The sequence below is a fragment of the Pseudonocardia xishanensis genome (assembly GCF_039541715.1).
GTDB lineage: Bacteria > Actinomycetota > Actinomycetes > Mycobacteriales > Pseudonocardiaceae > Pseudonocardia > Pseudonocardia xishanensis.
Genome location: NZ_BAABGT010000012.1, coordinates 85,883 through 101,660, shown reverse-complemented (window position 1 = coordinate 101,660; position 15,778 = coordinate 85,883). Strand labels below are relative to the sequence as shown.

Here is a 15,778-nt window from a genome sequence, read left to right as displayed (position 1 = left end):
CATGCGCATCGGCACGCCGCTCAGCCCGTCCGCCACCCGCGTGATGCTGCTCGGGGCGGGTGAGCTGGGCAAGGAGGTCGTGATCGCGTTCCAGCGGCTCGGCGTCGAGGTCGTCGCCGTGGACCGGTACCCGGACGCGCCGGGCCACCAGGTCGCCCACCGCGCGCACGCGATCGACATGACGGACCCCGTCGCGCTCACCGCGCTCATCGAGCAGGAGCAGCCGCAGTTCGTCATCCCGGAGATCGAGGCGATCGCCACGGCGGCGCTGCTGCAGGTGGAGCAGGAGGGCACCGCGACGGTGATCCCGACCGCCCGCGCCACCCGGCTCACGATGGACCGCGAGGGCATCCGCAGGCTCGCGGCCGAGGAGCTGGGCCTGCCCACCTCGCCGTACGCCTTCGCGGACAGCCTGGGCGAGGTACGGGCGGCGGTCGCCGGGATCGGGCTGCCGTGCGTGCTCAAGCCGGTGATGTCGTCCTCCGGCAAGGGGCAGTCGGTGATCCGCACGGAGGCGGACGTCGAGAAGGCCTGGGACTACGCGCTGGCGGGGGGCCGGGTCGCCGGGACCCGGGTCATCGTCGAGGGTTTCGTGGACTTCGACTACGAGATCACCCAGCTCACGGTGCGTGCGGCCGACGGGACGCACTTCTGCGCGCCGATCGGGCACGTGCAACAGGACGGGGACTACGTCGAGTCCTGGCAGCCGCAGCCCATGTCCGAGGCGGCCGCCGCGGCGGCGCGGGACGTCGCCGGGCGGGTCACCGAGGCCCTCGGCGGGCGCGGGATCTTCGGCGTGGAGCTGTTCGTCCGGGGCGACGAGGTGCTGTTCTCCGAGGTCAGCCCCCGCCCGCACGACACCGGCCTGGTCACCCTGGCCACCCAGCGGCTCTCGGAGTTCGAGCTGCACGCCCGCGCCGTGCTCGGCCTGCCGGTGGACGTCTCGCTGCGCTCCCCCGGCGCCTCCGCGGTGATCTACGGCGGGGTGGACGCCAAGGCCGTCGCGTTCGAGGGCGTCGCCGAGGCCCTCGCGGTGCCCGGCACCGACCTGCGTCTGTTCGGCAAGCCGGAGAGCTTCACGAAGCGCCGGATGGGGGTCGCGGTCGCCGTGGCGGACGATGTCGAGACGGCGCGAGCACGGGCGAAGCGGGCCGCGGCCGCCGTGCAAGTCGTCACCGATTGAGGGATCCCACCGTGGATTCCACGGCCCACTGCGCTGCGCGCCGTGGAAGGTCTCTTCCGCTCCGGGCGTCGCGTTCGTAGCGTCCCGGACATGACGATCACCCCGCCCGCACCCCCCGCCGAGGCCGCGGCCTACTTCGCCGCCCGGCTCGCCTTCCACACCGACGTCGCCGACGTGCACGCCGCGCTCGCCACCGGCGCGCCCGGCTTCGTCCTCGTCGACACCCGCAGCCGGGCGGCGTGGGACCAGGGACACGTCCCCGGCGCGGTCCACCTGCCGACGGCCGCGGTGCCCGGCGACCTCGACCCGGCGGTCCCCGTCGTGACGTACTGCTGGGGCCCGGGCTGCGACGGCGCCACCCGGGGGGCACTCGCGCTCGCCCGAGCCGGGTTCGGGGTCAAGGAGATGCTCGGTGGGATCGAGTACTGGGTCCGGGAGGGCTTCGCCGTCGCCACCGCGGACGGACTCCGCGAGCAGGAGCCGGACCCCCTGACGGCCCCCTGCGGCTGCTGAGCAGTGATCCACCCGCCGGGAGCGGAGGGGTCGACTCGCGACCGCGCCGCTCCCGGAGCGGGGATCGTCGGGATCAGCCCGCGCTCGGCACCGCGCCCGGGGGGATCTCCGACTCCTCCCGGCGGTGGCGGTGCAGGTGCGGCGGGGTGAGGTGGATGTGCGAGGCGTAGACGATCCACCCGATCACCGACAGCCCGAGCCAGGTGATCAGCCGGTAGACCAGCACCGTGGCCGCGGCGGGGGCGGGCGGCGCCCCCGCGGCGAGCAGTACCCCGAGCAGCCCGGTCTCCGCGAGCCCCGCGCCGCCCGGTAGCACCTGCAGCGCGATGGACAGCTGCACGGCGAGGAAGCCGAGCGCGAGCGTGGTCCAGGCCACCGGTAGGTCCATCGCGGCGGCGACGGCGTGCAGCGCGAGGTAGTCCGCCAGCCAGCTGAGCACGGCCGCCCCGACCAGCCCGGCCCACTGCCAGGTCGACGGGTGCAGGAGGCCGAGCCTGCCCGCCAGCCCGTCCGCGGTGCCGTCCGGGTCCTCCGCCCACCCGCCGCGGCAGGCCCGGCACAGGCCCGGGACCCGCCGCCAGAGGTGCACGGTGCCCAGCAGCAGCCTGTGCAGCACCGACCGGTGCGTGAGCACCGCCCAGAAGCCCATCGTGCCCACCGCGATCGCCGCGGCGGCGACGACGGCGAACCACATCGGCGTCCACCCGACGGCCCCGATCACGAGCACCCCGCCGATGAGCAGCACCACCGTGGACAGGGCCCCGGGCAGGAACACCGACCAGGAGGCCAGCGCCGCGTCCACCCCCCGGCTGCGCAGCCGCGCGATCGAGTAGGCGAGCGCCCCGGCCCCGCCGACGACGGGGACCGTGTTCGAGATCGCGTTCTCGGCGAAGGTGATCGCCTGCACGGTGGTTCCCCGCACGGGGGTGCCGCCGAGCACCAGGAGCACCCGGTGCATCTCGCCGTAGAGCACCAGGGCCGTGATCGCCAGCACGACCGCCGTCGCCACCCAGCCCAGGTCCATCCGGCTGAGCGGGTCCCCGGCCTTGCGGACCGCGGCGATCATGTCCGGCAGCTGCCACGAGATGTAGCCGAGGGCGGCGAGCACCAGGACCCAGTGCAGGATCGAGGACACGTGGCGCAGCGGCCACGACAGGGCGGAACGCGCCCTGGTCGAAGCGACCATGCCGACCCTCCCCTCGGTCCGTGTCCAGGTTAGCCGCGGTCACCGACGGTGAATCGCGATCCCCGTCTCACACGGGGCCGCCCGGAGCTACGTACGCAGGTCCGGGCGGCCCAAAAACCCGGGCGCACCGTTGACCGTCCACTGCGGCCGGGTCTACGAACGGCCGTCGGACGGGTCCGCGCAGGCCCGGGCACCGCCGCCCGTGCCGCATCTGCGGTTCCGTCGCGGGAGCGACCATGACGACATCCGTCCTGCCCGACCGCGCCACCGTGGGCCACGCGCGGGCGGCAGGCCTGTCCGGGATCGTGTTCGCGGCGCTGCTCGTCGTCGCGCTGGTGCTGGTCCGGAAGGGGCCCGGGCTGGCCGACCCGGACGCGGCCTACGCGGCGTTCTACGCGTCCGGGAACCAGGGTCTGCTGGTCACGGTCGGGCTCTACCTCGTGCCGTTCGCCGGGATCGCCTGCCTCTGGCACATGATCGCCACGCGGACGCTCGTGCAGACCCTGTCCCCCGAGGCCCCGAGCGCCCTGCCGCTGTGGCTGCAGCTCGCGTCCGGGGTGCTGTTCGTCGCGATGCTCTTCGGCGGCGCCGCGGCGGTCGGCGCCGTCGCGCTGCTGGGGAGGTTCTCCGACGCCCCGGCGCCCGGCCCGGACGTCGCCCGCGCGCTCGCCTCCCTCGGCTACTCGCTGGTGTTCGTGTTCGGCGTCCGCGCCGCGGGGATGTACATGATCGCGACGATCGGGCTCGCCCGACGGGCCCGGCTGATGAGCGGGCCGCTGGCCGCGCTCGGCTACCTGGCCGCGGCGTTCCTGCTGCTCAGCACCACCTTCCATCCGTCGATCCTGCTGGTGTTCCCGGCCTGGGTGCTCCTGGTGAGCCTCCTGCTGCTGGTCCGCCCGCCGTCAGGGGTGTCCCCATGAGTCTCGACCAGGTACCCGGGCCCCGCGGGCTCCCGCTGCTCGGCAACATCACCGACATCGACGCGCACGACCCCATCGGCGGGCTCATGCGGCTCGCCGAGCAGTACGGCCCCCTCTTCAGGCTCACGCTGCCCCAGGGCACCCGGCTCGTGGTGTCCAGCGCCGAGCTGGTCGCGCAGGTGTGCGACGACGATCTGTGGGACAAGCACGTGGGCGGCGGCCTGTCCAACGTGGGCGCGGGGGCGGGCCTGTTCACCGCGGAGACCACCGACCCGCTGTGGGCGCGGGCGCACCAGATCCTCCTGTCACCGTTCAGCCTGCCGTCCATGCGCGACTACCAGCCGAAGATGATCGACGTGGCGAACCAGCTCACCGACAAGTGGTCGCGGGTCAACCCCGGCGAGGAGGTCGACGTCCCCGCGGACATGACCCGGCTGACGCTCGACACGATCGCGCTCTGCGGTTTCGGCTACCGCTTCAACTCCTTCTACCGGGAGACCCCGCACCCGTTCGTCGACGCGATGGTGCGCGTGCTGAACGAGGCGCAGACCCGCGCGCGGCAGCCGCGGATCGCGACCCGGCTGCGGATCCGGGCGCAGCGGCAGGCCGAGGAGGACCTGGCGTTCATGAACGGGCTGGTCGACGGCCTGATCGCGGAACGCCGCGCCGCGCTGTCCGAGGGCGCCGACGCCGACACCACCGACCTGCTCGGCCGGATGCTCACCGGCACCGACCGCGAGGGCCGCAGCCTCCCCGACGACAACATCCGATCGCAGTGCATCACGTTCCTGATCGCGGGCCACGAGACGACCTCGGGCCTGCTCTCGTTCGCGATCTACTACCTGCTCAAGGACCCGGCCGCGATGGAGCGGGCGCGCGCGGAGGTCGACGCCGTGCTGGGCGACGACGCCGAACCGACCTTCGACCAGGTCCTGCGGCTGACCTACGTCCGGCAGGTCCTGGACGAGGCGCTGCGGCTCTGGCCCACCGCCCCCGCCTTCACCCGGCACGCCCTGGTGGACACCACCCTCGGCGGCTACGACGTCCCGGCGGGGACCCAGGCCAGCGTGCTCATCCCGGCGCTGCACCGCGATCCCGCCGCCTGGGGCCCGGACGCCGACCGCTTCGATCCCGAGCACATGAGCGCCGAGCGGGTGGCCGCGCTGCCGCCCCACGCCTACAAGCCCTTCGGCACCGGCGCGCGGGCCTGTATCGGGCGGCAGTTCGCCCTGCAGGAGGCCGTGATCGTGCTGGCCATGGTGCTGCAGCGGTTCGAGCTGGTCGACCACCGGGACTACCGGCTGCACACGACGATGACCCTGACCGTCAAGCCGGACGACTTCCACATCCGAGTGCGCCCGCGCGCGCGGACGCTGCGGCGCGCCGAGCCGACCGTCGACGCCGCCCGCCCACAGGCCGCCGCGGCCCCGACGGTCGCCCGGCACGGGACGCCCCTCGCCGTCCTGTTCGGCTCCAACCTGGGCACGGCGGAGGCGCTGGCCACCACCCTGGCCGCCGAGGCGACGGACCGCGGCTTCGCCGTGACCCTCGGTGCGCTCGACGACCACGTGCCCGACGACGGAAACGACCTCCCCGCCGCCACGATCGTCGTCAGCTCCTCCTACAACGGGACGCCGCCGGACAACGCCGCCGCGTTCTGCCGGTGGATCTCCGGGGACGTGCACACCGACACCGCGTTCACGGTCTTCGGCTGCGGCAGCACCGAGTGGGCGAGCACCTACCAGGCCGTCCCCCAGCTGCTCGACGCGCGGCTGGCGGCCTGCGGCGGCCGCCGGGTGCACCCGCGGGGCGAGGCCGACGCCCGCGGCGACGCCGACGCCGCCTACCGCGAATGGCACGCGCGCCTCTGGGCCGCCTTCGCCGAGGCGCTCGACCTGCCCGCCGAGGTGGGCGGCGAGCTCGACACCGGCCCACGCCTCGCGGTGACGCTCACCAACCGCCAGACCGCGAACCCGGTGATCCTGTCCTACCGCGCCCGGGCCGCCCGGGTCCGGGTGAACCGCGAGCTGCTGCCGGACGGGAACGGCAAGCCCGCCGAGCGGTCGACCCGGCACGTCGAGGTCGCGCTGCCCGAGGGCGTGGGCTACCGGGCCGGCGACCACCTGGGCGTGCTGCCGCGGAACGGGATCGACCGGATCCGACGGGTGATCGCCCGCTTCGGGCTGGACGCCGGGCAGTACCTGACCATCATCCCCACGGGCAGCGGGTTCACCCATCTCCCGATCGACGAGCCCGCACCGCTGCTCGGGGTGCTCGGCAGCTGTGTGGAGCTGCAGGACACCGCGACCCGGGCGGACGTCGAGGCGATGGCCCGACACCTGCCCGAGGACCGCCGGGCCGAGCTGGAGGCGCTGGACCACGCGTCGGACATCGTGGCGCCGAACCGCTCGCTGCTCGACCTGCTCGAGGAGTTCCCGGAGTGCACGCTGCCCTTCGCCGAGTTCCTCGACCGGCTGCCGCCGCTGCGCCCGCGGTACTACTCGATCTCGTCGTCCCCGCTGGTGGAGGCGGGGGTCGCCACCCTGACCGCGGGTGTCCTGCGGGGGCCTGCGCGGTCGGGGTCGGGGACCTTCACCGGCGTGTGCTCGGGGCACCTCGCCGGGCTGCCGGAGGAGGGCACCGCGTTCGTGTTCGTGCGGGAGCCGTCGATACCGTTCCGCCCGCCCGCGGACCCGCAGGTCCCGATGATCATGATCGGGGCGGGCACCGGCCTCGCCCCCTTCCGCGGGTTCCTCCAGGACCGCGCGGCCCAGCAGGGTCCGGTCGCGCGGTCGCTGCTGCTCGTCGGCTGCCGCGGGCCGGAGGACCTGCTCTACGGCGACGAGCTGGCGGCCTGGTCGGACATCGTGGACGTGGAGTACGCGTACTCCCGGGTGGGCGACCGCCGCTACGTGCAGGACGCGCTGCGGGACCGCGCCGACACCGTCTGGGAGCTGCTGCAGCGAGACGCCGTGGTCTTCGTGTGCGGCAACGCCGCGACCATGGCACCCGCGGTCCGGTCGGCGCTGCAGGAGGTCTTCCGCGCCAGGACCGGGACGGGCGAGGCGGACGCGCGGGCCTGGCTGAGCGGGCTGCGGAGCGCGGACCGGTTCCTGGAGGACATCTGGGGCGGCTGACCCGGAACGCACGACGGCGCCGCGACCGGTGGGTCGCGGCGCCGCCGGGGAGTGGGTCTAGAGCTCGCGGTTGGCGCGGAGCCGGGCCAGGGCCTCGTCGAGAATGGCGGCGCCGTCCTCGTCGCTGCGGCGCTCCTTCACGTACGCGAGGTGCGTCTTGTACGGCTCGTTGCGCGGCGCGGCGGGGGGTGCCGCCTGCTCGCGGCCCGCGGGCAGACCGCAGCGCGGGCAGTCCCAGAACTCCGGGATCTCGGCCTCGGCCGCGAAGGACGGCCGGGTCTCGTGGCCGTTCGCACAGAAGTACGGGATGCGCTCGCGCGGCGCGGTCTCGCCCCGCTCGGACTCGCCCATCGGGCCCGCCCCGACCCGGGTGCCCCGGATCGCGTTACCGCCGGACATCGCCATAGGTGGTCTCCTTGCTCAGGGGGTGGGTCAGACCCCGACCTTCACCAGCAGGCCGGTGCCGATGATCGCGACGACCCAGATGGCCGCCGTGAACAGCGTCAACCGGTCCAGGTTCTTCTCCGCGACGGACGACCCCGAGAGGCTGGACTGCACCCCGCCGCCGAACAGGCTCGACAGGCCACCACCGCGACCGCGGTGCAGCAGGATCAGCAGCACCAGCAGGACGCTGGAGACGATCAGCACGATCTGGAGTGCGAGGACCATTCCACCCTCTCAAGCCGCGTGGGCACGACGCTCAGCAGGAGAGACCAGACTAGCCGCTGCGCGCCGACGCCCTCCGCAGGGGTCGTACCGGTGGGTCGTCATGACACCGCACGCCGTTACGACCCGCCCGACCAACGTGCGACGCGGCCCGCCGGTTCCCCACCCCCGAAACGCACGAACGGCACTCTCGTGCGGTAGGTCCGCACAAGAGTGCCGTTCGTGCCGAAGAAAGGGGCCTACGGCAGCGGGCCGCCCGCGGCGATGGCGCAGAGCTGGGAGAACTCGTCCCCGTCCAGCGACGCACCGCCCACCAGGGCACCGTCCACGTCCGACTCCGCGACGATCTCGCCGACGTTCTTGGCCTTCACCGAGCCGCCGTAGAGGATCCGGAGGCCGTCCGCGACCGCGGAGCCGTAGAGCTCGCGGACCTGCTCGCGCAGGGCGTGGCAGACCTCCTGGGCGTCCGCGGGGCTGGCGACCTTGCCGGTCCCGATCGCCCACACGGGCTCGTAGGCGACGACCACGGACCCGATCTGCTCGGGCGTGACCTTCTCCAGCGCCGCGACCAGCTGCGCGGTGCAGTGCGAGACCTGGGCGCCCGACTCGCGGACGTCCAACCCCTCGCCGACGCACAGGATCGGTGCGATCCCGTGCCGGAGCGCGGCGTGCACCTTGGCGTTGACGGTCTGGTCGTCCTCGCCGTGGATCTCCCGACGCTCCGAGTGCCCGACCACCACGTAGGTGCAGCCGAGCTTCGCGAGCATCGACCCGGAGATGTCGCCGGTGTACGCGCCGGAGTCGTGCGGCGAGAGGTCCTGCGCGCCGTGGACGAGCTTGAGCTTGTCCCCGTCGATCAGGGTCTGGACGCTGCGGATGTCCGTGAACGGCGGGATCACCGCGACGTCCACGTGGTCGTAGTACTTGCCGGGCAGCGCGAAGGCGACCTTCTGCACCAGGCCGATGGCCTCGAGGTGGTTGAGGTTCATCTTCCAGTTGCCCGCGATCAGCGGCTTACGAGGCATCGAGCACCGCCACTCCGGGCAGCGACTTGCCCTCCAGGTACTCCAGGGAGGCCCCGCCGCCGGTGGAGATGTGCGAGAACCCGTCCTCGGGCAGGCCCAGGGCCCGCACGGCCGCGGCGGAGTCCCCGCCGCCGACCACCGAGAAGGCGCCCGAGGCCGTACCGTTCACGATCGCCTGGGCGACGCCCCGCGTCCCCTCCGCGAACGGCGCCAGCTCGAACACGCCCATCGGCCCGTTCCAGAACACCGTCCTGGCCTCGGAGAGCACCGCCGCGAACGCGGCGACGGAGTCGGGGCCGATGTCCAGGCCCATCCAGCCGTCCTCGATCGCGTCGACCGGCACGGTCTTCGTGTTCGCGTCCGCCGAGAAGGCGTCCGCGACGACGACGTCCGTGGGCAGCACGATCCTGCCGGACTCCAGGAGCGTGCGGGCGTTGTCGATCTGGTCGGACTCGAGCAGCGACGAGCCGACGCCGTAGCCCTGCGCGGCCAGGAAGGTGAAGCACATCCCGCCGCCGACCAGCAGCGAGTCCACCTTCGGCAGCAGCGCCTCGATCACGGCGAGCTTGTCCGAGACCTTCGAGCCGCCCAGCACGACGGCGTACGGCCGCTCCGGTGTCCCGGTGAGCTTCTTGAGCACCTCGACCTCGGACAGGACGAGCCCGCCCGCGTAGGCCGGGAGGTCCTCGGCCACGTCGTACACCGAGGCCTGCTTGCGGTGCACCACGCCGAAGCCGTCGCTCACGAACGCGTCCGCGCCCGTCAGCTGGATCAGGTGGTCCGCGAGCTCGGCCCGCTCGTCCGCGTTCTTGGAGGTCTCGCGGGGGTCGAACCGGATGTTCTCCAGCAGCACCACGTCCCCGTCGTGCAGGTTCGGCAGCGGCCCGTCCAGCGGCACCAGCTTCACCGGCGCGCCGAGCAGCTCACCGAGCCGCGCGGCGACCGGAGCCAGCGAGAACTGCGTGTCCGCGGGCGACTTCGGGCGGCCGAGGTGTGCCGTGACGACGACCTTCGCCATCGCCCCGGACAGCTCGGAGATCGTGGGGACCGACGCGCGGATGCGCCCGTCGTCGGTGATGGTCCCGCCGTCGAGGGGGACGTTGAGGTCCGAGCGCACCAGCACGACGCGCCCGGCCACCCCCTCGTCGACCAGGTCGGAGACCGTCCTCACAGCTTCGACGCCACCAGCGCGGTGATGTCCGCGAGGCGGTTGGAGTAGCCCCACTCGTTGTCGTACCAGCCGACGACCTTGACCTGGTTGCCGATGACCTTGGTCAGGCCGGCGTCGAAGATCGTGGAGTGCGGGTCGGTGACGATGTCCGAGCTCACGATCGGGTCCTCGGTGTACTTGAGGATGCCCTGGAGCGGGCCGCTCTCGGCGGCCGCCTTGTACGCGGCGTTGATCTCCGCGGCGGAGGCCTCCTTGCGCACCTCGACCGTGAGGTCGGTGGCCGAGCCCGTGGGGATCGGCACGCGCAGCGCGTACCCGTCCAGCTTGCCCTTGAGGTGCGGCAGCACCAGCGAGATGGCCTTCGCGGCCCCCGTCGAGGTGGGGACGATGTTCAGCGCGGCGGCGCGGGCGCGGCGCAGGTCCGAGTGCGGACCGTCCTGCAGGTTCTGGTCCTGCGTGTACGCGTGGATCGTGGTCATCAGACCCTTCTCGATCCCCAGCAGGTCGTCCAGCACCTTGGCCAGCGGCGCGAGGCAGTTGGTGGTGCAGGACGCGTTCGAGATGATCGACTGCGACCCGTCGTACTCGCCGTCGTTCACGCCCTTGACGATGGTGAGGTCCTCGCCGCTGGCAGGCGCCGAGATCACGACCTTCTTCGCGCCCGCCTCGAGGTGCTTCGAGGCGCCCTCGCGCTTGGTGAAGAAGCCGGTGGACTCGACCACGACGTCCACGCCGAGGTCCTTCCAGGGCAGCTCGGCGGGGTCGCGGAAGGACAGCGCCTTGATCGGCTTGCCGTCGACCAGGATCTCGTCGTCACCCTTGAGCTCCACCGAGTACGGGAGCCTGCCCAGGATCGAGTCGTACTTGAGCAGGTGCGCGAGGGTCGCGTTGTCGGTGAGGTCGTTGACCGCGACGATCTCGATGTCGGTGGTGCCTGCGGCGCGCTGGGCGTCCACCGCCCGCCAGAAGTTGCGGCCGATGCGGCCGAAGCCGTTGACGCCTACCCGGACGGTCACACGTACCTCCACTGGTCGTTGCTCTCGAACGGGCCCAACCCTATAGGCAGGGCACGGCCGGTGCGCGTGACCTGCGCTTCACGCCCGGCGCCGAGGGTCGGCCTACGCCTCCTCGAGCATCTCCGCGGTGACGGCGGACTCGGTGTCCGGGATCCCCAGGTCGGCGGCGCGCTTGTCCGCCATGTGCAGCAGCCTGCGGATGCGGCCCGCGACCGCGTCCTTCGTCATCGGCGGGTCGGCGAGCTGGCCGAGCTCCTCCAGCGACGCCTGGGTGTGCTCCGCGCGGAGCCTACCCGCGGCCAGCAGGTGGTCCGGGACGTCCTCGCCCAGGATCTCCAGGGCCCGCGCGACCCGGGCGGCCGCGGCGACCGCGGCCCGGGCCGAGCGGCGCAGGTTCGCGTCGTCGAAGTTGGCGAGCCGGTTCGCGGTGGCCCGGACCTCGCGGCGCATCCGCCGCTCCTCCCAGGCCAGCACGCACTCGTGCGCACCCATCCGGGTCAGCAGGACGCCGATCGCGTCCCCGTCCCGGACGACGACGCGGTCCGCCCCGCGCACCTCGCGCGCCTTGGCGGTGACCCCCAGCCGACGGGCGGAGCCGACGAGCGCCAACGCGGCCTCGGGCCCCGGGCAGGTCACCTCCAGGGCGGAGCTGCGGCCGGGCTCGGTGAGCGAGCCGTGCGCCAGGAACGCGCCGCGCCAGGCCGCCTCGGCGTCCTCCAGGTCCCCGGAGACGACCGCGGGCGGCAGCCCCCGCACCGGGCGGCCGCGCTGGTCCAGCAGGCCGGTCTGGCGGGCCAGGCCCTCGCCGTCTCGCACCACGCGCAGCACGTACCGGTTGCCCCGGCGCAGCCCGCCCGCGGTGATGACGTGCGCCTCGACCTGGTGGCCGTAGAGGTCGTGGATGTCCTTGCGCAGCCGTCGCGCGACCGAGCCGGTGTCCACCTCGGCCTCGATCACGACCCGGCCCGCCACGATGTGCAGGCCGCCCGCGAAGCGCAGCAGCGACGCGACCTCGGCCCGCCGACACGACGGCTTGGTCACGCTGAGCCTGCTCAGCTCGTCCTTCACCGCCGCGGTCATCGCCATGCCCTGCGCCTCCCCCTCGGTTCGCTCTCCGTGCCCGCCCGACCGCTCACCGGTCGCTCCCCGCCACCGCGAGAACCTCCCGCAACGCCACCGCCAGCGCCGCGGGCTCGTGCCTCGGCACGAGCGGGTCCGCCGCCGCGACCGGGGCCAGGTGCACCCGTCCGCCCGCCTCCATCATCGCCCGTGCCTCTCGGCGCAGCCGATGGGGTACCGGTACCGCGGCCCCGTCGGCGAGCACGACGTCGAAACGGAGATCGGGAGCGTGCGCCGCCAGCACCGCCAGATGCTGCTCAGGGGAGAAGTCCGGGGTCTCCCCCGGCTCGGGCGCCAGGTTCAGCACGACGACGCGGCGCGCCGCCGTCTCCTGCAGCGCCGTGCGCACCGCCGGGATCAGCAGGTGCGGCAGGACGCTGGTGAACCACGATCCCGGCCCGAGCAGCACCACGTCCGCCGCGCGGATGGCCTCCAGCGCCTGCTCGCACGCGGGCGGCTCCTCGGGCTGCAGCCACACCCGCTCGACCCGGCCGGGTGTCGAGGCGACCGCGACCTGGCCGCGGATGCGGTGCCTGCGGGCGGGCGCGGACTCGTCCAGACCGCTGACCTCCGCCTCGATGTCCAGCGGCACCCTGCTCATCGGCAGCACCCGGCCGCGGACGCCGAGCAGCCCGCTCATCACGTCCAGCGCGGCCACCGGGTCGGCGAGGGTCTCCATCAGCCCGGCGAGCATCAGGTTGCCCACGGCGTGCCCGGCCAGCGCCCCCGTCCCGCCGAAGCGGTGCTGGACGAGCTCGGCCCAGCGCCGCTCGTCCGCGAGGGCGGACAGCGCCATCCGCAGGTCCCCCGGCGGCAGGAGCCCGCCCAGCTCGCGCCGGATCCGGCCCGACGAGCCACCGTCGTCCGCCACCGTGACGACGGCGGTGACGTGGGCGATCTCGGGCATCAGCCGCAGCGCGGCGAGCGTCGCGGCGAGGCCGTGACCGCCTCCGAGCGCGACGGCCCTCACTCCCGGCCGCTCATTCTCGACCGAGGTCGCGGTGCGTGACGCTCACCGCGACCCCCTCCGCTCCGGCCAGCCGCCGCGCCAGCTCCTCGCTGACCGCGACGCTGCGGTGCTTGCCGCCGGTGCAGCCCACGGCCACCGTCAGGTACCGCTTGCCCTCGCGCCGGTACCCGGCGCCGACCAGCGACAACAGGTCCAGGTACTTCTCCACGAAGTCCTCCGCGCCCTCCTGCGAGAGCACGTAGTCGCGGACCGCGGGCTCGCGGCCGGTGTGCTCGCGCAGCTCCGGGATCCAGTGCGGGTTCGGCAGGAACCGCATGTCCACCACGAGGTCGGAGTCGAGCGGGAGGCCGTACTTGTAACCGAACGACAGGAAGTGCACCCGGGTGGGCTCCGGGACGCCGGTCTCGAAGCCCTGCTCGATCCGCGCCCGCAGCTGGTGCACCGACAACGTGGAGGTGTCCAGGACGAGGTCCGCGTTCTCGCGCAGTGGGCGCAGCAGCTCCCGCTCGGCGGTGATCCCGTCCGCGAGGCGCCCGTCCCCCTGCAGCGGGTGCGAGCGCCGGTTCTGCTCGAACCGGCGGACCAGCACGGCGTCGGACGCCTCCAGGAACAGCAGCCGGGGCTTGTAGCCGCGGGCGTCCAGATCCCGGATGACCGCGCCGAGGTCGCGGGTGAAGGCGCGGCTGCGCACGTCCATCACGACCGCGATGCGGGTGACCTCGCCGCTGGCGCGGGCGCCCAGGTCGACCATCGTGGCGATGAGCTCGGGCGGGAGGTTGTCCACCACGAACCAGCCCAGGTCCTCCAGGACCTTCGCCGCGGTGCTGCGCCCCGCCCCGGACAGCCCGCTGACCAGCGCGACCTCGATGCCGGCGTCGCTCATGCCGCGCCCTCGGGATGCAGCGCGGTCATGACCGCCTCGGCCGTCCGCCGCCCGAACCCGGGCAGCCCCGCGATCTCGTCCACGTCCGCCGCCTTGAGCTTCCGCATCGACCCGAAGTGCTTGAGCAGCGCCTGCCGCCGTGCCGGACCGAGACCCGGCACGCCGTCCAGCTCGGAGGCGACCATGCCCTTGGAACGACGCTGGCGGTGATAGGTGATGGCGAAGCGGTGCGCCTCGTCCCGCGCCCGCTGCAACAGGTAGAGCGCCTCGCTGGTGCGGGACAGGATGACCGGATCCGGATCGCCGGGCAGCCAGACCTCCTCCAGCCGCTTGGCCAGCCCGCACAGCGCGACGTCCTGGACGCCCAGCTCGGCCAGCACGTCCGCGGCCGCCTCGACCTGCGGCTGCCCGCCGTCCACCACGAGCAGGTTGGGCGCGTAGGCGAACTTCTTGGGACGGCCGGTGGTCGGGTCGATCCCCGTCCGCACCTTGCCCGGGAAGTCCGGCTCGGGGGCGATCTCGTCGCTCGGCGCCGGCTCGTTCTCGGCGATGTAGCGCCGGAACCGCCGCCGCACCACCTCGGCGATCGACGCGACGTCCCCGCCCTCGGCGCCGTCGCGCACCTCGAAGCGCCGGTAGTCCGACTTCTTCGCCACCCCGTCCTCGAACACCACCAGCGACGCGACGACGTTCGTGCCCTGCACGTGCGACACGTCGATGCACTCGATGCGCAGGGGCGCCTGGTCCAGCCCCAGCGCCTCCTGCAGCTCCTGCAGCGCCGCGCTGCGCGCGGTGAGGTCTCCCGCCCGGCGGAGCTTGTGCTGGGTGAACGCCTCCGCGGCGTTCCGCTCCACGGTCTCCGCGAGCGCCCGCTTGTCCCCGCGCTGGGGCACCCGCAGGCTCACCCGCGAGCCGCGCAGCGTGGTCAGCCACTGCTGCAGCGCCGCGGACTCCGGGGGCAGCTCGGGGACCAGGATCTCCTTCGGCACCGGCTGGGAGGCGTCGTCCGCCTGCTCGGCCAGCGCGGCCTGCTCGCCGTAGAACTGCACGACGAACCGCTCGACCAGCGCCGGGGTGTCCGGTGTCTCGTCCGTCTTGTCGATCACCCAGCCGCGCTGCCCGCGGACCCGGCCGCCGCGCACGTGGAAGACCTGGACCGCGGCCTCCAGCTCGTCCTGGGCGAACGCGACGACGTCCGCGTCGGTCCCGTCCCCCAACACCACGGCCTGGCGCTCCATGGCCCGCTTGAGGGCGCCGATGTCGTCCCGCAGCCGGGCGGCCTTCTCGAACTCCAGCTCCTCGGACGCCGTCTGCATCCGGCGCTCCATCTCGCGGACCATGCGGTCCGTGCGGCCGGAGAGGAACTCGGCGAAGTCCTCGACGATCCCGCGGTGCTCCTCGGCGCTCACCCGCCCGACGCACGGCGCCGAGCACTTGTCGATGTAGCCGAGCAGGCAGGGCCTGCCGATCTGGCCGTGCCGCTTGAACACCCCCGCGCTGCAGGTCCGCGCCGGGAACACGCGCAGCAGCAGGTCCAGCGTCTCGCGGATCGCCCAGGCGTGGGCGTACGGGCCGAAGTACCGGACCCCCCGGCGGCGCGGCCCCCGGTAGACGTGCAGCCGCGGGAACTCCTCGTTCATCGTGACGGCGAGCACGGGGTAGGTCTTGTCGTCCCGGTACCGGACGTTGAACCGCGGGTCGAACTCCTTGATCCAGTTGTACTCGAGCTGGAGCGCCTCGACCTCGGTGCCGACGACGGTCCACTGCACGTGCGCGGCCGTGGTCACCATCTGTCGGGTACGCGGGTGCAGGCCCGAGAGGTCGGCGAAGTAGGAGTTCAGCCGCTGCCGGAGGCTCTTGGCCTTGCCGACGTAGATCACCCGACCCTGTGGGTCGGAGAAGCGGTACACGCCAGGGGCCTCGGGGATGGTCCCCGGGGCCGGGCGGTAGGTGGCGGGGTCGGGCATGGCGGCTCCCAGCGTAGTTCCG

At 73.4% G+C, this 15,778-nt stretch carries 14 protein-coding genes; 4 read left to right on the top strand and 10 right to left on the bottom strand.

Annotated elements, in window-relative coordinates; translation table 11 throughout:
- The first annotated feature begins 1 nt into the window (after nt 1).
- Both purT and ABD993_RS03215 read left to right on the top strand, forming a co-directional pair.
- Nucleotides 2-1,183, top strand: coding sequence for a formate-dependent phosphoribosylglycinamide formyltransferase (purT, locus tag ABD993_RS03220; RefSeq protein ID WP_345412467.1), 1,182 nt, complete (start codon nt 2-4; stop codon nt 1,181-1,183).
- Nucleotides 1,184-1,273: 90 nt separating this feature from the next.
- Nucleotides 1,274-1,696: a rhodanese-like domain-containing protein gene (locus ABD993_RS03215; RefSeq protein ID WP_345412465.1), complete on the top strand. Its 423-nt coding sequence runs from the start codon at nt 1,274-1,276 to the stop codon at nt 1,694-1,696.
- Nucleotides 1,697-1,769: 73 nt separating this feature from the next.
- Here the strand turns inward: ABD993_RS03215 and ABD993_RS03210 are convergent, their stop codons facing one another.
- Nucleotides 1,770-2,882 (bottom strand): lysylphosphatidylglycerol synthase transmembrane domain-containing protein, encoded by a 1,113-nt coding sequence (locus ABD993_RS03210; protein WP_345412463.1) that lies wholly within the window; start codon nt 2,880-2,882, stop codon nt 1,770-1,772.
- Between the two features lie 236 nt (nt 2,883-3,118).
- On the opposite strand from ABD993_RS03210, the gene ABD993_RS03205 reads away from it, so the two are divergent.
- Both ABD993_RS03205 and ABD993_RS03200 read left to right on the top strand, forming a co-directional pair.
- The gene (locus tag ABD993_RS03205) at nt 3,119-3,802 is read left to right on the top strand and encodes a hypothetical protein (protein ID WP_345412462.1); all 684 of its coding nucleotides are present in this window, start codon (nt 3,119-3,121) and stop codon (nt 3,800-3,802) included.
- Nucleotides 3,799-6,939, top strand: coding sequence for a bifunctional cytochrome P450/NADPH--P450 reductase (locus tag ABD993_RS03200; RefSeq protein WP_345412460.1), 3,141 nt, complete (start codon nt 3,799-3,801; stop codon nt 6,937-6,939). The genes ABD993_RS03205 and ABD993_RS03200 overlap by 4 nt, the downstream gene beginning before the upstream one ends.
- 57 nt (nt 6,940-6,996) lie before the next feature.
- On the opposite strand, the gene ABD993_RS03195 is transcribed toward ABD993_RS03200, so the two are convergent.
- The 9 genes from ABD993_RS03195 to uvrC all read right to left on the bottom strand — a co-directional run bounded on the left by ABD993_RS03195 (nt 6,997) and on the right by uvrC (nt 15,756).
- The gene (locus ABD993_RS03195; protein WP_345412459.1) at nt 6,997-7,338 is read right to left on the bottom strand and encodes an RNA polymerase-binding protein RbpA; all 342 of its coding nucleotides are present in this window, start codon (nt 7,336-7,338) and stop codon (nt 6,997-6,999) included.
- Nucleotides 7,339-7,371: 33 nt separating this feature from the next.
- Nucleotides 7,372-7,608: a preprotein translocase subunit SecG gene (secG, locus tag ABD993_RS03190; protein ID WP_345412457.1), complete on the bottom strand. Its 237-nt coding sequence runs from the start codon at nt 7,606-7,608 to the stop codon at nt 7,372-7,374.
- Nucleotides 7,609-7,844: 236 nt separating this feature from the next.
- Complete coding sequence (tpiA, locus tag ABD993_RS03185) at nt 7,845-8,630, bottom strand: triose-phosphate isomerase (protein WP_345412455.1); 786 nt, start codon at nt 8,628-8,630, stop codon at nt 7,845-7,847.
- Nucleotides 8,620-9,801: a phosphoglycerate kinase gene (locus ABD993_RS03180; protein ID WP_345412453.1), complete on the bottom strand. Its 1,182-nt coding sequence runs from the start codon at nt 9,799-9,801 to the stop codon at nt 8,620-8,622. Before ABD993_RS03180 ends, tpiA begins: the two co-directional genes overlap by 11 nt.
- The gene (gene gap / locus ABD993_RS03175) at nt 9,798-10,817 is read right to left on the bottom strand and encodes a type I glyceraldehyde-3-phosphate dehydrogenase (RefSeq protein WP_345412451.1); all 1,020 of its coding nucleotides are present in this window, start codon (nt 10,815-10,817) and stop codon (nt 9,798-9,800) included. Before gap ends, ABD993_RS03180 begins: the two co-directional genes overlap by 4 nt.
- Before the next feature lie 102 nt (nt 10,818-10,919).
- A complete protein-coding gene (whiA, locus tag ABD993_RS03170) occupies nt 10,920-11,903 on the bottom strand; it encodes a DNA-binding protein WhiA (protein ID WP_345412449.1) in 984 nt (327 codons plus the stop codon).
- Nucleotides 11,904-11,949: 46 nt separating this feature from the next.
- Nucleotides 11,950-12,906, bottom strand: a complete 957-nt coding sequence (locus ABD993_RS03165) for a gluconeogenesis factor YvcK family protein (protein WP_345412447.1) — start codon at nt 12,904-12,906, stop codon at nt 11,950-11,952.
- A 10-nt stretch (nt 12,907-12,916) separates the two neighbouring features.
- Nucleotides 12,917-13,789, bottom strand: a complete 873-nt coding sequence (rapZ, locus tag ABD993_RS03160; RefSeq protein WP_345412446.1) for an RNase adapter RapZ — start codon at nt 13,787-13,789, stop codon at nt 12,917-12,919.
- Nucleotides 13,786-15,756 (bottom strand): excinuclease ABC subunit UvrC, encoded by a 1,971-nt coding sequence (gene uvrC, locus ABD993_RS03155; RefSeq protein ID WP_345412444.1) that lies wholly within the window; start codon nt 15,754-15,756, stop codon nt 13,786-13,788. The genes rapZ and uvrC overlap by 4 nt, the downstream gene beginning before the upstream one ends.
- Nucleotides 15,757-15,778 lie beyond the last annotated feature (22 nt).